Origin of the sequence: Bacillus sp. FSL L8-0167 (assembly GCF_038630295.1) — a bacterium.
Lineage (GTDB): Bacteria > Bacillota > Bacilli > Bacillales > Bacillaceae > Bacillus > Bacillus safensis.
Genome location: NZ_CP152027.1, coordinates 110,614 through 125,031, shown reverse-complemented (window position 1 = coordinate 125,031; position 14,418 = coordinate 110,614). Strand labels below are relative to the sequence as shown.

Genomic DNA, 14,418 nt, shown 5'->3' with positions numbered 1-14,418 from the left:
ACAAGACAAAAGAAAAAAGGGTTTCTAAAATAAGAAAACCACATCCAAAAACAAATACCGATTTTATTAGTTTTCCCCAAGTATGCATAATTTATACAAAATAGTTGTTTTTTAAGCCTATCAAGCAAAATATACACATTGGCATTTTATAATGTTAACACAGCTAGGAAACTGCGTCAAACTTTTTTAGCTTTGATGATATAGTAGCCCTTTTTTTTCAGCACAACCTCGACTTCTTCAAAGAGCTGCTCTAATTTTTCAATCGCAGATGGTCCACCTTGCTTTTTCTGAATAACCACCCACAACTCACCTTCCGGCAATAAATGATCAGCACTTTTTTCAAAGATCGCATGTACAACTTTCTTCCCTGCCCGTATTGGGGGATTGGTCAGTATAGAGGCAAAAGCAGCTGAGGAATGAACATTCGAGAACAAATCACTTTGATAGATGCGGACATTATCAATGCGATTATGTTTAGCGTTTTCCTTTGAAAGTTCGACTGCTCTTTCGTTCACATCAATCATATGAATGGTACGGCTAGTCATTTCGTTTGCTAACGATAAGCCAATCGGTCCATAACCGCAACCGACATCTAAGACATCGCCATCCAAATCAGGTTCTTCAAAAGCTTCAATTAAAAGCCTTGAACCAAAGTCGACTTCTTTCTTAGAAAACACTCCACTGTCACTTGTAAAAGTAAAGGTACGGTTTCTCAAGGTGAAGTCCCATGTCTGTTTATTGCTTTTCACTGATGGCTTTTCCGTATAATAGTGGTCACTCATGGTGAATGGACCTCCTCTGGATTCAATCGTTTCAGGAGATTAGAAAAGAAAAAGCCCGCCAGTAAAAGCGAGCTTTCCCAAAAGATTAGGCGAAGATTACTTAACTTCTACAGAAGCGCCAACTTCTTCAAGCTTAGCTTTAAGTTCTTCAGCTTCTTCTTTAGCAATACCTTCTTTAAGTGGTTTTGGAGTGTTGTCAACAAGTTCTTTAGCTTCTTTCAAGCCAAGACCAGTGATTTCACGAACCACTTTGATAACTTTGATTTTTTGGTCTCCAGCACCAGCAAGTACTAGATCAAAATCAGTTTTTTCTTCAGCAGCAGCACCGCCACCAGCAGCTACAGCTACAGGAGCAGCAGCAGTTACGCCAAATTCTTCTTCGATTGCTTTTACTAAGTCGTTTAACTCAAGTACAGTTGCTTCTTTAACTGAAGCAATGATTTCTTCGATATTTAAAGCCATTTGTAATTCCTCCATTTTAAGTTTTTTTACGTAAACGTAAAGTACGCATTAAGCGCCTTGTTCTTCTTTTTGATCTGCAACTGCTTTAGTAGCAAGAGCAAGATTACGAACTGGAGCTTGAAGAACGCTAAGCAACATAGAAAGTAAGCCTTCGCGAGACGGAAGTTCCGCAAGAGCCTTCACTTCTTCTACAGTCGCTACGTTTCCTTCGATGACACCAGCTTTGATTTCTAAAGCTTCGTGGCTTTTCGCAAATTCGTTGATGATTTTCGCAGGTGCGATAACATCTTCGTTACTGAATGCGATAGCGTTTGGACCTGTTAAGAAATCGTTTAAACCCGTTAGTTCAACTTGTTCAACTGCACGGCGAGTCAAAGTGTTTTTGTAAACTTTGAATTCTACGCCAGCTTCACGAAGCTGTTTACGAAGTTCAGTCACTTCAGAAACAGAAAGACCGCGGTAATCTACAATGACAGTAGACATACTATCTTTAAATTTAGAAGTAATTTCATCAACGACAACTTTTTTAGTATCGATTGCATTGCTCATGGTTACACCTCCTGTACATTCTTTGTGTAACACTTATACCGATCAGGCCATCACGTTCCTAACGAACGGTTCTCCATATAAAAAGCCTCCATTAAGACATGGAGGCTGTATATACAAGCATACGTTAACGTAAGACTGTGACATATACACCTCGGCGGGTTATTTAAGCCATAAGGCCCCTGCTGTCTACGGTATAAATGGACATTATTCTATTTTACAACATTTTGATATTATCAAAATGGTTGTCATAAGTCAAGAATTATTTTGCAGAGAAAGAAGATGGATCCACTTTCACGCCAGGGCCCATAGTAGATGTAACAGAAACGTTTTTCACGTATACACCTTTAGCCGCTGCAGGTTTTGCTTTAAGGATTGTGTCATAGATTGTTGCAAAGTTCTCAACAAGCTTTTCGTCCTCGAAAGAAACCTTTCCGATTGGCGCGTGGATATTACCAGCTTTATCAACGCGGTATTCTACTTTACCAGCTTTGATTTCATTGATTGCTTTTTCAACTTCGAACGTTACAGTTCCTGTTTTAGGGTTTGGCATAAGACCTTTTGGTCCAAGTACACGACCGATCTTACCAACTTCACCCATCATGTCAGGTGTCGCAACGATTACATCGAATTCGAACCAGCCTTGTTGGATTTTAGTGATGTAATCAGAATCTCCAACGTAGTCTGCTCCAGCAGCTTCTGCTTCTTTTGCTTTTTCGCCTTTAGCGAACACAAGAACGCGTTGAGTTTTACCAGTTCCGTTAGGAAGTACAACTGCACCGCGGATTTGTTGATCGTTTTTACGAGGGTCTACGCCCAAACGAAAAGCAACTTCTACAGTCGCATCAAATTTAGCTGTATTTGCTTTTTTTGTAAGAGAAACAGCTTCAGCTACATCATACGCTTTAGTACGATCGATCAGCTTAGCAGCTTCTACATACTTTTTACCTTTTTTAGCCATTATAAAAATCCTCCTTATGTGGTTTTAGCGGAATAACCTCCCACGAATAAGGGTTGCGAACTTGTCAAAACCAAACTCGCAACCCAACAAGACAAAAAATTAATCTTCGATGACAATACCCATACTGCGTGCAGTACCTTCAACCATGCGCATAGCTGATTCAACGCTAGCAGCGTTTAAGTCAGGCATTTTTGTTTCCGCGATTTCGCGTACTTTATCACGCTTAACAGTTGCCACTTTATTACGGTTAGGTTCACCAGAACCAGACTCAATACCAGCTGCTTTTTTAAGTAAAACTGCAGCAGGTGGAGTTTTAGTAATAAATGTAAATGAACGGTCTTCAAAAACCGAAATTTCAACAGGAATGATAAGACCAGCTTGGTCAGCTGTACGAGCGTTAAACTCCTTACAGAATCCCATGATATTAACACCGGCTTGACCTAGTGCAGGTCCAACTGGTGGAGCTGGGTTAGCTTTTCCAGCAGGAATTTGCAATTTAACAACTTTAACTACTTTTTTAGCCACGAGACACACCTCCTTAAAGTCCGTGATGTGGTAATAGGGGAATCCCCCTCCCACTCAACAACTTCATTCTTTATATGAATGACGAAATAACTAGCTAGCGATCTTGAGTGAACTCAAGACGTACCTTTGCTATATTACCACTTCTATACACTCATTTCAAGCTCTTTTAAATTACAATTTATCGATCTGCGTGAACTCAAGTTCAACAGGTGTTTCTCTACCAAACATATTAACGAATACTTTGACTTTGCTTTTATCGTAGTCAATTTCTTCAATAGAGCCAGTGAAGTTAGCAAATGGTCCATCGATGACCTTAACTGTTTCTTTCAGTTCAAAGTCGATTTCTGTTTTGCGTTCTTCAAGACCCATTCTCTTCAGAATGGTTTCGGCTTCGCCTGGCAGCAGCGCAGTCGGCTTTGAGCCTGATCCAGCTGATCCAACGAATCCAGTGACACCTGGTGTATTACGAACGACATACCAAGAGTCGTCAGTCATCACGATTTCCACTAGGACATAGCCAGGGAATACTTTCTTTTTGACAACTTTTTTCTTACCATTTTTAATATCCGTTTCTTCTTCTTCTGGTACGACGACGCGGAAGATTTTATCCTGCATGCCCATTGATTCAACACGCTTTTCCAAATTCGCTTTTACTTTGTTTTCATAGCCAGAGTACGTATGCACAACATACCAATTCTTTTCCATTTTCGTTCAGGACTATTTAGTCCTTCCCTCCCCACATTTCATAATGTCTATTTGACGAATCTCGAGTAACGGTAAATATTTTCAAGCAATTGAAAAAACCCGTAAAACGGGTTTTTTGGCAAGTCATATTATGATCTATTATAGCACGTTCAGCAGACCATTATTCAAGTATTAATGAATTAATTCGATTAATTGTGAGATTCCTATATCAAGAAAAGAGAAAAAGATGGCAAAGAATACGACTGTTAAAATAACAGTGATTGTGTAGCGGACCATTTCGTTCTTCTTTGGCCAGCTGACCTTTTTCATTTCTTTTCCGACACTTTTTAAGAAACTGATAATACGCATGTAAAAGACCTCCACAGATTAAAGAACGCAAATCTTACTTCGTTTCTAAATGTGTTTTATGTGAATTACAAGTCTTGCAATATTTCTTAACTTCTAATCTTTCAGCTGCTGAAGCAACACTTTTCATTGTCGTATAATTGCGGCTTCCGCAGTCTTTACAGGCTAGAGTAATCTTTTTCCTCATATTTACACCTATTTTCTCGACATCATTTCATTAGTACCTTATCACAGTGTCGAAAAAGCTGTCAATATAGGTTTGATTAGAGACTAATCTCGCGAAGCTCTAAATATTTCTCTAATTTTCTCTTTACTCTTTGGAGTGCGTTATCAATTGATTTCACATGACGATTTAAATCTTCAGAAATCTCTTGATAGGATCTGCCATCAAGATAAAGCACAAGTACCTTTCTTTCCAGCTCGCTTAGCAGTTCACCCATCTTCATTTCGATATCATCAAATTCTTCTTTGCTAATAATTAAGTCTTCTGGGTTAAGCGCTTTAGCACCGGAAATGACATCCAATAATGTTCTGTCCGATTCTTCGTCGTAGATCGGCTTGTCTAATGATACATAGGAATTTAACGGGATATGTTTTTGGCGAGTAGCTGTTTTAATTGCGGTGATAATTTGGCGGGTAATACATAATTCTGCAAAAGCCTTAAATGAAGTAAGCTTGTCCTCTCTGAAATCGCGGATAGACTTATAAAGTCCGATCATTCCCTCTTGGACAATGTCCTCTCGATCCGCTCCTATCAAGAAATAAGATCTTGCTTTCGCACGTACAAAATTACGGTATTTCGTTATTAAATAATCTAGCGCATCACTATCTCCGACATGAACCCTTTCAATGACTTGTTCATCTTCCAACTGGCAAAATTGCTCTCTGATGGACTTACCCTTGCTGTTGTTTAGATTCACTTCGATCCCCCCGACCGCACCTAGATAGAAATATTATACATTAATGGTTGAAATATCGTCAAGCTATTCCAGATTCCCGCGCCGCCATTTTTCAAACGTTTTCAATACATCTTCTGACAATTCAATCTTAGATGCTGGTTTATCAGAAGTAATCTTTTTGACCCTCGTTTCAATCTTTCGTTCTATCACTTCAATCTCTCTTAAAAGCTCACGAGCCGACTTCCGAAGAGCTCCTTGTCCAAAAATAGCCCATTGTTCCGTAAAATCTGAAGTTGCCACATGAATTTGCGTCCGGATATTATTCAAATCCTGCGCCAGCTTTTCAATCCGCTCATCCGCCGTTTCATTCTCTCTCGTAAAGATGACCTCTACTCGGTGGTTGGTCCGCTTCTTTTCAATTCCTTTGACCATATGGGCATCGAATACGACAATGACTCGATACCCTGTGTATGCTTGATATTCTGCTAAATGTTGAATCAGTACGTCTCTGGCTTCTTCAAAGCTGTTTTCCTTTAAGTGCTGCAGCTGAGGCCATGCACCTATCATGTTGTATCCATCGACTAAGAGGATATCCATCTCTATTCTCCTAACGGATAACGTTTTCGATACACTTCATACATCAATAAACCAGCGGCAACTGATGCGTTTAACGAAGTAACCTTCCCGGCCATAGGCAGTTTAATCAGAAAATCACACTTTTCCTTAATCAATCGGCCAATTCCTTTTCCCTCGCTGCCAATCACAAGAGCCAGCGGCATCGTGCCATCAAATTGTCTGTAATCCTGTTTAGCAGACGCATCTGTTCCCGCAACCCAGATTCCTCTTTCTTTCATTTCATCAAGGGCTCTTGAAAGATTGGTCACTTTTGCAACAGGAATATGCTCAATTGCTCCAGTGGATGCCTTAGCAACTGTTGTTGTTAGACCGACCGCTCTCCTTTTCGGAATGACAATCCCGTGTGCACCTACAGCATCTGCCGTTCTCATAATAGATCCTAAATTATGCGGGTCTTCAATCTCATCTAAAATCAGAAAGAAAGGCTGTTCATTCCGCTTTTCAGCGATTTGATACAGGTCGTCCAATTCTGCATATTCATATGCTGCTACTTGTGCAACGATTCCCTGGTGCTGACCTGTAACCATTTGATCAAGCTTTTTCCTCGGAACATACTGAATGGTGATATTTTGCTTTTTAGCGAGTTCAATGACCTGCTGGGCTTGTCCTTTTACAGTGTTTTCTGCCATCCAGAGCTTGTATAACTCCCGATCTGACTTCAGTGTCTCAATCACTGCATTTTTCCCAATGACATAATCATGTTGCTGACTCATTTGTCTTCCTCCCTGACGTTCCGATTTCAATCGCCTGACCAATCAGCTCTTCTAAGCGTTCGTCCTGCTTTTCGATAAATAAATAACCCATAAGCGCTTCAAACGCTGTACTATAACGATACGTTTGAACGTCTGTGTTTTTAGGCACTGTGCCTGATTTTGCGTTTCTTCCTCTTTTCAGCACCGCTTCTTCTGCTTCAGTGAAAAAGCCTTGCTGCTGAAGCGTAAATAAAATAGCAGCCTGTGATTTAGCTGAAACAATGTTGCTTGCTCGTTTGTGCAGCTCATTTGGTTTTGTCGCCCCCGTTTGGAGGAGGTGATGCCTCACATATACTTCAAAAATGGCATCACCCATATAAGCCAGCGCAAGTCCGTTCAGCTGTTTACCGTCTTTCAGCTTTTCAAAATTCAACATTGCCTATTCTCCTCTTTTCCAGCGAGTACCTTGAGGAGTGTCCTCCAACACAATATTCATGTTCTTTAATTGATCACGAATTTGATCAGATAGGGCAAAGTCACGATTTCTTCTAGCTTCATTGCGTTTTTCAATTAACGCTTCTACCTCTTCGTCAAGCGTGTGCTTTTCTTCTAATGAGAAGCCGAGAACAGACGTAATTTCTTGGAACAAGCCGATAAATGCCTTGATCACTTCCTCCGAAGTATGATCATTTTCCATATAATAATTCGCCTGTTTCGCTAATTCGAATAAAACAGAGATCGCATTTGCCGTATTGAAGTCATCATTCATTTCGGAAATAAATGTTGCACGCTGCTCTTCAATTTTTGCCAGCCATTCAGCATTGTCTTCCGTGATATTTGTGCTGCTCTCTAGACGGTGATGTAAATTCGCATACGATGTTTTGAGTCGGTTAAACGCACTCTTTGTACTTTCTAATAAATCCATTGAGTAATTAATTGGGTGCCGATAGTGAACCGACAACATAAAGAAGCGAAGCACATCAGGATCTTGTTCTTTCACAATGTCATGCACCAGCACAAAGTTGCCAAGTGATTTTGACATTTTTTCATTATCGATATTAATATACCCGTTATGCATCCAATACTTCGCAAAAGGCTTCCCTGTCAAAGCCTCAGATTGGGCAATTTCATTCTCATGGTGAGGGAATGTTAAATCCTGTCCGCCAGCATGAATATCGATCGTATCACCTAAATATTTTTTGACCATTGCCGAGCATTCAATGTGCCAGCCTGGGCGTCCTTCGCCCCACGGGCTATCCCAAGAGATTTCCTGATCCTTTGCAGCCTTCCAAAGAGCAAAGTCCAGTGCATCTCGTTTCTTTTCACCTACACGAATACGGGCACCTGTCTTCAGTTCATCAATTGATTGGTGAGAAAGCTTTCCATAACCTTCAAATGAGCGTGTGCTGTAATACACGTCGCCATCTGCTTCATAGGCGTAGCCTTTTTCAATCAATGTGGCAATAAACGCAATGATATCATCCATGTTTTCCGTCACTCGCGGGTGAAGGTCTGCTTTTTTGCAGCCGAGTGCACTGACGTCTTCGAAGTAGGCCTGGATAAACCGGTCAGCAATTGTCGGCACATCTTCTCCGAGTTCGTTGGCTGCTTTGATGAGTTTATCATCCACATCTGTAAAGTTTGATACAAAGTTCACATCGTAACCGCCGTATTCTAAATACTTACGTACAGTGTCATAAACAATAGCAGGTCTAGCATTCCCGATATGAATGTAGTTATAAACGGTTGGTCCGCACACATACATCTTGACCTTTCCTGGCTCAAGCGGGACAAATTCTTCCTTCTTACGTGTCAATGTATTATAAATATTGATTGTCATGATTGTTCTTCCTTTCTGCTCAATGAAGCCAGCTCACCTTTTAGCTTTTCCATTTCTCGTTCCAATTCTTTGAAACGATCGGAAATTGGATCTGGCAAATCTTGATGATTGAGATCACGATTGATTTTCTTTCCATTTTGAACGACGACTCGCCCAGGTATACCGACAACGGTGGAATGGTCGGGTACGTCCTTTAACACGACTGACCCTGCTCCAATCTTGGCTCCTTTTCCAACTGTAATGGAACCTAGCACCTTTGCACCTGTCGCAATGAGGGCATCATCTAAAATGGTCGGATGCCGCTTTCCCTTTTCTTTCCCTGTTCCCCCTAATGTCACGCCTTGGAAAACAGTGACGTTGTCTCCAATTTCACATGTTTCCCCGATCACGACGCCCATGCCGTGATCAATAAAGAACCGCCTGCCAATGGTTGCCGCCGGATGAATTTCCACCCCTGTGAAAAAACGGCTGACCTGAGAAATGATCCGCGCAATAAAGTACAGCTTCCGCTTATAAAATGCATGCGCAATACGGTGAGCCCAAATCGCATGAAGCCCTGAATAGGTTAGCACTACTTCAATATAGCTTCTAGCAGCAGGATCTTGATCAAACACAGTATCAATATCTTCTTTCAGCATTTTGAAAAACACATGCTCCCCCCGTTCTTCCCCATGAATCTCTCTTAGGACTTGCTCTCTTTTTTTGGACAAATAAAAAACGCCTCTGCCAAATGACAGAGACGTTTTGAAAACGCGGTTCCACTCTGTTTAGAAAGCCACTTATCTTGAAGCCTTCTCAACTTAATCCCATAACGGAGGGTACCGCCCTTGCATACTAACGTACGTGTTCCTCAAGGGTCTTGAGGGTGCATTTCCAACATCTGCCCATAAGTCTCTTTCAGCCGGTGGAGACTCTTTCTGTGATGGACGAGTACATTGTACTTCTCCCTCGCAACGATTTCCTTATATTTGTTTAATGCGGTTTAATACCGTTTCTTTACCTAGTAATTCAATACTTTGCGGAAGTTCTGGGCCATGCGTTTGTCCTGTGACAGCCACACGAATCGGCATGAATAGTTTCTTGCCTTTATGCCCTGTTTCTTTTTGTACCGCTTTAATGGCAGCCTTGATTTCATCAGGTGTGAAAGACTCAAGCTGTTCAAGCTGACCTGCAAAAGATGCCATGACTTCTGGTACTTGCTCCTCTGCTAGAACTTCCTTTGCCTCTTGATTATACTCAATTTGCTCCTTAAAGAACAACTCTGTCAACTCAACAATTTCTGCTCCGTAGCTTAATTGTTCGTGATACAGAGAAATAAGCTTGCGTACCCACGTGTTTTCTTCTTCAGTCAGCTGCTCACTTACCTTGCCTGCCTTTTGAAGATGCGGAAGTGTTAGTGCCACAACCTGATCAAGATCAAGTGCTTTCACGTATTGGTTGTTCACCCATTTTAGTTTATGCATATCGAATAGAGCTGGTGACTTAGAAAGTCGGTTCACATCAAAAATGTCGATGAATTGCTCTTTTGTAAACAGTTCTTCTTCGCCTACTGGAGACCATCCAAGTAATGCAATGAAGTTAAACAGGGCTTCAGGTAAATAGCCTAAATTCTTATATTGCTCGATGAATTGAATAATCGATTCATCACGTTTACTTAATTTCTTGCGGTTCTCGTTCACAATCAGCGTCATATGTCCGAATAGCGGAACATCCCAGCCAAATGCATGAAAAATCATGATTTGTTTAGGGGTATTTGAAATATGATCCTCTCCGCGAAGAACGTGAGTCATTTTCATCAAATGATCATCCACGGCAACTGCAAAGTTATAAGTTGGCGTGCCATCTTTCTTCACAATAACAAAGTCACCAATGCCGTCTGTTTCAAATGAAATATCACCTTTGACCATGTCGTCAAATTTGATGATTTCTCCTTTTGGTACTCGGAAGCGGATGCTTGGCTCTCTTCCTTCAGCAATCAGCTTGTCCTCTTCTTCTTTTGATAAATGACTGCATTTACCAGAATATCGAGGCATTTCGCTGCGGGCGATTTGTGCTTCACGCTCTGCCTCTAGCTCTTCTGCCGTACAATAGCACTTATACGCCAAGTCCTTCTCTAGCAGCTCATCATAATATTTTTTATAAATATCATTACGCTCTGATTGTCTGTAAGGACCGTAGCCGCCATCTTTATCAATGCTCTCATCCCAATCAATACCGAGCCATTGCAGGTGACGAAGCTGGCTTTCCTCCCCGCCCTCTACATTACGCTTTTGATCCGTATCCTCGATTCGAATAATAAATTTGCCGCCTTGGCTGCGTGCGAACAAATAGTTGAAAAGAGCCGTTCTAGCATTCCCAATATGTAAATGACCAGTTGGACTCGGTGCATAACGAACACGCACTTCATTTCCCATGAGTTTAACTTCCTTTCATCTGCATCATGTTGTCTGACACCAATTTTTTATAAACGTATTTTATCATCAAAACCCATTCTCATCAAAATGGATTTTACTTTTTCTGAAGAAGCACTGTTGCCTGAGAAGCAATTCCTTCGCCTCTTCCTGTAAATCCGAGTTTCTCTGTCGTTGTTGCTTTGACATTCACCTGTGTGACATCTGCCTCAAGCGCTTCTGCAATTTTCTCACACATTGGTTGAATGTAAGGTGCCATTTTTGGCTTTTGCGCCATGATGGTGCAGTCAATATTCACAAGTGTGTAGCCCTTTTCTTTCACAAGTGCCCACACATGCTGCAATAATTTAAAAGAATCTGCATCCTTAAACTCAGGGTCAGTGTCCGGGAAATGTCTGCCGATATCTCCTTCAGCAATCGCACCCAGGCAGGCATCTGCCACTGTATGAAGCAGTACGTCAGCGTCTGAATGACCTAGCAGTCCCTTTTCATAAGGGATGGTGACCCCGCCAATAATCAGAGGTCTCCCCTCTGTTAATTGATGTACATCAAAACCTTGTCCTATTCTCAACATGATCTAGTACCCTCTTTCCGCATCCATAATTGCCTTGGCAACCAATAAATCATCCGGTGTTGTCAGCTTAATATTGGTATAGTCTCCTTGGACAATATACACATTCTCACCCTGTAATTGTTCAACAAGACTGGCGTCGTCTGTTCCAAAGAAGCCTGTCCGCTCCGCATATTCATGCGCCTCTTTTAAAATAGAATGACGAAAAGCTTGTGGGGTCTGGACTGCCCACAAGCTCTGACGTTCAATGGTTTGTTCCACTTTGCCTTCTTGAACGCGTTTGATTGTGTCTTTCACTGGTACCGCTACAACTGCGGAGCCTTTTTCAATCGCTGCTTTAACGAGCAAGTCAATCTGTGTATGCTTAATAAAAGGCCTTGCTCCATCATGAACAAGCACGATGTCCGCATCTTTCACAGCCTTTAATCCTTCGTATACACTTTGCTGACGTTCTTCACCGCCAGTGACAAGTGAAACAGGCGTTTGAAAAGCGTGTACCTTGAGTAGCCTTTCAAAGTCTTGACGCTCCTCTTCATTGATCGCTAGGATCATGCGTTTGCATTGCGCATGAGCGTCAAACACCTTTAGTGTATGAATGATGACCGGCATTCTTTTCAGCTCAATAAAAAGCTTATTACGGCCGGCCTTCATTCGTTTCCCCTGCCCCGCAGCCGGAATAACTACTTCATAATACATGTTCGTTCTCCCTTTAGAGCGCCTTCTCCAGAAGTTTTGGCTTCGCAAAAATCATTCTTCCAGCAGCAGTCTGCAGCACACTTGTGACGAGCACGTCAATGTCTTTTCCAATGTAATTGCGTCCTTCTTCGACCACAATCATCGTACCGTCATCTAAGTAAGCAACACCTTGGTTATGCTCTTTTCCATCTTTGATGACCTGTACCTTCATTTCTTCCCCAGGCAGTACAACCGGTTTAACGGCATTGGCTAGATCATTGATGTTTAACACTGCTACTTTTTGAAGTTCGCATACTTTATTTAAATTAAAATCATTGGTCACAACAACACCTGAAGTTAATTTCGCCAGCTTCACAAGCTTGCTATCAACCTCTTGAATGTCTTCGAAGTCACCTTCGTAAATTTCAACTTTGATATCCAATTCTTTTTGAATACGATTTAAAATATCTAGACCTCTTCGGCCTCTATTTCTCTTTAATACATCTGAAGAGTCTGCAATATGCTGTAATTCCTCGAGTACAAATTGAGGAATGACCATGACGCCTTCTAAGAATCCAGTTTGACAAATATCTGCGATTCTTCCATCAATGATAACACTTGTGTCTAAAATTTTCAGCTTTTTATCTTCTATTTCAGGTTCATCATCAGCTGCTCCCTTTTTCTTTGTGACCTTTGCAGATCGGGAGAACAGCCCTATCATTTCATCCTTCTTCTTAAATCCTACCTGAAATCCAAGGTATCCTAAAAAGAAAGCCAGGAAAATCGGAATAATGGTACCAAAAATATGATATGGGATATTGTTTAGCGGGATCACGTTTACAATAAGATATGCTAGAATAAGTCCAAATACTAATCCGAAACTTCCAGATATAAGATCAGGAAGAGGCGCCTTCAATAGAGAATCCTCGATCCATTTCACCCAATTTACCACATAACCTGTGCACCATTTACCAATGATGAAGAACACAACGGCTCCTATTAGTGCTGATGAGTAAGCATTTGTTATGAAAGGTATGTCCTTTACATTTAAAAGCAGAAATAACTCTGGAATGATAAAAATCCCTACAACTGCACCCAAAATGATAAAAAACGCCTGAACGATTCTTTTTAACATACCTTCACCTCCTTTATTTTTCATCTGTCAATCCACCTTCATCTGACATTAATATATGTTTAAGTTTCCTATCATGAGCAACAGAAAACAAAACCATCATTAATATACCCATATTCATCCATTTTTAACCGTAATAGAGAAAAATTTCTCTTCTTAAAGCTGACGGTCAATGTAATGTTTTTCTTGTAACCTTTTTAATCCTTTTTTTATCTTTTTCGCTCTTACTTCTCCAATTCCTTCTACTTCATCCAATTCTTGTACATCCGCTTCCATAATTCGATCTAGCACACCGAATGCTTCAACCACATTTTCGACGATTGGCATTGGCAGTCTAGGGATTTTATGGAGCAATCTATATCCTCTTGTGTACACATATTCGTCAATATTTGTAGAAGCTGGATATCCAAGTAACTTGTACAGAATGGAATCATCTAAAAGCTCAAAGCTCGACATATCTTGAAGTTGTTTGAGCAGCACATACGGATCTTTGATCTTTTCTTTCACGTAATCTTTAATAAATAAAGCTGCTTCCTGCTCCATATCTGTAATCAATTCATTGACTTGCAGACGGATCAAGTGTCCCTCTGTTCCGAGCTCTTTGATATACATATTGATTTCATTTTTGATCCTGAGTACCATTTCGTAGCGGTGCAGCACGGATAATACATCACCAAAGGTCACAAGCTCTTCAAATTCTAGGGCGCTTAACGCAGAAATGGCGTGATCTAAAATCGTTTTATATTTCTCAAGTGTTTGAATGGCTTGATTGGCCTTTGTTAAAATAAAGCCAATATCTTTCAGCGTATAACGACGATTCCCTTGGTATAAGGTAATGACGTTCCTCCGTTCAGAAATGGCAATGATTAAGCAGCCTGTCTGCTTTGCTACACGTTCAGCCGTCCGGTGCCTCATGCCTGTTTCCGATGAATGAATGGTTGCATCTGGCATCAGCTGTGTATTCGCATACAAGATTTTTTGACCAGAATCGCTAAGAATAATGGCCCCGTCCATCTTCGCCAATTCATATAAATGTGCTGGGGAGAAGGCCGAATTAATGTGAAATCCTCCATCTACCACACTCTTTACTTTGTCATTATAACCAACAACAATGAGCCCGCCAGTATTGGCTCTCAGGACGTTTTCAATCCCTGCCCGCAGAGGTGTTCCTGGTGCCACAAACTGTACAATATCTAAGAGATCGAGTTCTCTCGCTCCTTTTTTCTCTTTTTCCAT

At 41.1% G+C, this 14,418-nt stretch carries 19 protein-coding genes and 2 other annotated features; all 19 genes read right to left on the bottom strand.

Going from position 1 to position 14,418, the window contains the following annotated elements; genetic code table 11:
* Positions 1-176: 176 nt before the first annotated feature.
* Positions 177-782: a class I SAM-dependent methyltransferase gene (locus MHB66_RS00685; RefSeq protein WP_034283897.1), complete on the bottom strand. Its 606-nt coding sequence runs from the start codon at positions 780-782 to the stop codon at positions 177-179.
* A gap of 96 nt (positions 783-878) precedes the next feature.
* Entirely contained in the window at positions 879-1,244 is a 366-nt protein-coding gene (gene rplL, locus MHB66_RS00680) for a 50S ribosomal protein L7/L12 (RefSeq protein WP_008345418.1), read from the bottom strand.
* Between the two features lie 48 nt (positions 1,245-1,292).
* Entirely contained in the window at positions 1,293-1,793 is a 501-nt protein-coding gene (rplJ, locus tag MHB66_RS00675; protein ID WP_024425590.1) for a 50S ribosomal protein L10, read from the bottom strand.
* Positions 1,794-1,862: 69 nt separating this feature from the next.
* Positions 1,863-2,003 (bottom strand) — a sequence feature (ribosomal protein L10 leader region).
* Positions 2,004-2,052: 49 nt separating this feature from the next.
* Positions 2,053-2,751 carry a 50S ribosomal protein L1 gene (gene rplA / locus MHB66_RS00670; RefSeq protein WP_017359164.1) on the bottom strand — a complete coding sequence of 233 codons (699 nt, stop codon included), beginning with the start codon at positions 2,749-2,751 and terminating at the stop codon, positions 2,053-2,055.
* A 99-nt stretch (positions 2,752-2,850) separates the two neighbouring features.
* The gene (rplK, locus tag MHB66_RS00665; protein ID WP_003216956.1) at positions 2,851-3,276 is read right to left on the bottom strand and encodes a 50S ribosomal protein L11; all 426 of its coding nucleotides are present in this window, start codon (positions 3,274-3,276) and stop codon (positions 2,851-2,853) included.
* 171 nt (positions 3,277-3,447) lie between these two features.
* Positions 3,448-3,981, bottom strand: a complete 534-nt coding sequence (gene nusG, locus MHB66_RS00660) for a transcription termination/antitermination protein NusG (RefSeq protein WP_003217197.1) — start codon at positions 3,979-3,981, stop codon at positions 3,448-3,450.
* A gap of 171 nt (positions 3,982-4,152) precedes the next feature.
* Positions 4,153-4,329 carry a preprotein translocase subunit SecE gene (gene secE, locus MHB66_RS00655; protein WP_008345422.1) on the bottom strand — a complete coding sequence of 59 codons (177 nt, stop codon included), beginning with the start codon at positions 4,327-4,329 and terminating at the stop codon, positions 4,153-4,155.
* Positions 4,330-4,363: 34 nt separating this feature from the next.
* On the bottom strand, positions 4,364-4,513 hold the full coding sequence (gene rpmG / locus MHB66_RS00650) for a 50S ribosomal protein L33 (protein WP_008356502.1): 150 nt from the start codon (positions 4,511-4,513) through the stop codon (positions 4,364-4,366).
* A 76-nt stretch (positions 4,514-4,589) separates the two neighbouring features.
* Entirely contained in the window at positions 4,590-5,246 is a 657-nt protein-coding gene (gene sigH / locus MHB66_RS00645; protein ID WP_008345424.1) for an RNA polymerase sporulation sigma factor SigH, read from the bottom strand.
* A gap of 63 nt (positions 5,247-5,309) precedes the next feature.
* Complete coding sequence (rae1, locus tag MHB66_RS00640) at positions 5,310-5,822, bottom strand: ribosome-dependent mRNA decay endonuclease Rae1/YacP (RefSeq protein ID WP_024425589.1); 513 nt, start codon at positions 5,820-5,822, stop codon at positions 5,310-5,312.
* Positions 5,823-5,824: 2 nt separating this feature from the next.
* Positions 5,825-6,574, bottom strand: a complete 750-nt coding sequence (gene rlmB / locus MHB66_RS00635) for a 23S rRNA (guanosine(2251)-2'-O)-methyltransferase RlmB (RefSeq protein ID WP_024425588.1) — start codon at positions 6,572-6,574, stop codon at positions 5,825-5,827.
* Positions 6,558-6,989: a Mini-ribonuclease 3 gene (locus MHB66_RS00630; RefSeq protein WP_046314371.1), complete on the bottom strand. Its 432-nt coding sequence runs from the start codon at positions 6,987-6,989 to the stop codon at positions 6,558-6,560. Before MHB66_RS00630 ends, rlmB begins: the two co-directional genes overlap by 17 nt.
* A gap of 3 nt (positions 6,990-6,992) precedes the next feature.
* Positions 6,993-8,393 carry a cysteine--tRNA ligase gene (gene cysS / locus MHB66_RS00625; protein WP_046314369.1) on the bottom strand — a complete coding sequence of 467 codons (1,401 nt, stop codon included), beginning with the start codon at positions 8,391-8,393 and terminating at the stop codon, positions 6,993-6,995.
* Positions 8,390-9,043, bottom strand: a complete 654-nt coding sequence (cysE, locus tag MHB66_RS00620; RefSeq protein ID WP_034283914.1) for a serine O-acetyltransferase — start codon at positions 9,041-9,043, stop codon at positions 8,390-8,392. The genes cysS and cysE overlap by 4 nt, the downstream gene beginning before the upstream one ends.
* An 82-nt stretch (positions 9,044-9,125) precedes the next feature.
* Positions 9,126-9,356 (bottom strand) — a binding site (T-box leader).
* Positions 9,356-10,807: a glutamate--tRNA ligase gene (gltX, locus tag MHB66_RS00615; RefSeq protein WP_046314367.1), complete on the bottom strand. Its 1,452-nt coding sequence runs from the start codon at positions 10,805-10,807 to the stop codon at positions 9,356-9,358. (Overlaps the previous feature by 1 nt.)
* 94 nt (positions 10,808-10,901) lie before the next feature.
* Positions 10,902-11,378, bottom strand: coding sequence for a 2-C-methyl-D-erythritol 2,4-cyclodiphosphate synthase (ispF, locus tag MHB66_RS00610; RefSeq protein ID WP_003216928.1), 477 nt, complete (start codon positions 11,376-11,378; stop codon positions 10,902-10,904).
* Positions 11,379-11,381: 3 nt separating this feature from the next.
* Positions 11,382-12,071, bottom strand: a complete 690-nt coding sequence (gene ispD, locus MHB66_RS00605; RefSeq protein WP_041115162.1) for a 2-C-methyl-D-erythritol 4-phosphate cytidylyltransferase — start codon at positions 12,069-12,071, stop codon at positions 11,382-11,384.
* A 13-nt stretch (positions 12,072-12,084) separates the two neighbouring features.
* Positions 12,085-13,185 (bottom strand): PIN/TRAM domain-containing protein, encoded by a 1,101-nt coding sequence (locus tag MHB66_RS00600; RefSeq protein ID WP_024425582.1) that lies wholly within the window; start codon positions 13,183-13,185, stop codon positions 12,085-12,087.
* Positions 13,186-13,338: 153 nt separating this feature from the next.
* Positions 13,339-14,418 carry a DNA integrity scanning diadenylate cyclase DisA gene (disA, locus tag MHB66_RS00595; RefSeq protein WP_024425581.1) on the bottom strand — a complete coding sequence of 360 codons (1,080 nt, stop codon included), beginning with the start codon at positions 14,416-14,418 and terminating at the stop codon, positions 13,339-13,341.

Coding starts and splice junctions, on each gene's coding strand:
- MHB66_RS00685 (WP_034283897.1), bottom strand. CDS start 782: ATGAGTGACCACTATTATACGGAAAAGCCATCAGTGAAAAGCAATAAA.
- rplL (WP_008345418.1), bottom strand. CDS start 1,244: ATGGCTTTAAATATCGAAGAAATCATTGCTTCAGTTAAAGAAGCAACT.
- rplJ (WP_024425590.1), bottom strand. CDS start 1,793: ATGAGCAATGCAATCGATACTAAAAAAGTTGTCGTTGATGAAATTACT.
- rplA (WP_017359164.1), bottom strand. CDS start 2,751: ATGGCTAAAAAAGGTAAAAAGTATGTAGAAGCTGCTAAGCTGATCGAT.
- nusG (WP_003217197.1), bottom strand. CDS start 3,981: ATGGAAAAGAATTGGTATGTTGTGCATACGTACTCTGGCTATGAAAAC.
- secE (WP_008345422.1), bottom strand. CDS start 4,329: ATGCGTATTATCAGTTTCTTAAAAAGTGTCGGAAAAGAAATGAAAAAG.
- rpmG (WP_008356502.1), bottom strand. CDS start 4,513: ATGAGGAAAAAGATTACTCTAGCCTGTAAAGACTGCGGAAGCCGCAAT.
- rae1 (WP_024425589.1), bottom strand. CDS start 5,822: ATGGATATCCTCTTAGTCGATGGATACAACATGATAGGTGCATGGCCT.
- rlmB (WP_024425588.1), bottom strand. CDS start 6,574: ATGAGTCAGCAACATGATTATGTCATTGGGAAAAATGCAGTGATTGAG.
- MHB66_RS00630 (WP_046314371.1), bottom strand. CDS start 6,989: ATGTTGAATTTTGAAAAGCTGAAAGACGGTAAACAGCTGAACGGACTT.
- cysS (WP_046314369.1), bottom strand. CDS start 8,393: ATGACAATCAATATTTATAATACATTGACACGTAAGAAGGAAGAATTT.
- gltX (WP_046314367.1), bottom strand. CDS start 10,807: ATGGGAAATGAAGTGCGTGTTCGTTATGCACCGAGTCCAACTGGTCAT.
- ispF (WP_003216928.1), bottom strand. CDS start 11,378: ATGTTGAGAATAGGACAAGGTTTTGATGTACATCAATTAACAGAGGGG.
- ispD (WP_041115162.1), bottom strand. CDS start 12,071: ATGTATTATGAAGTAGTTATTCCGGCTGCGGGGCAGGGGAAACGAATG.
- MHB66_RS00600 (WP_024425582.1), bottom strand. CDS start 13,185: ATGTTAAAAAGAATCGTTCAGGCGTTTTTTATCATTTTGGGTGCAGTT.
- disA (WP_024425581.1), bottom strand. CDS start 14,418: ATGGAAAAAGAGAAAAAAGGAGCGAGAGAACTCGATCTCTTAGATATT.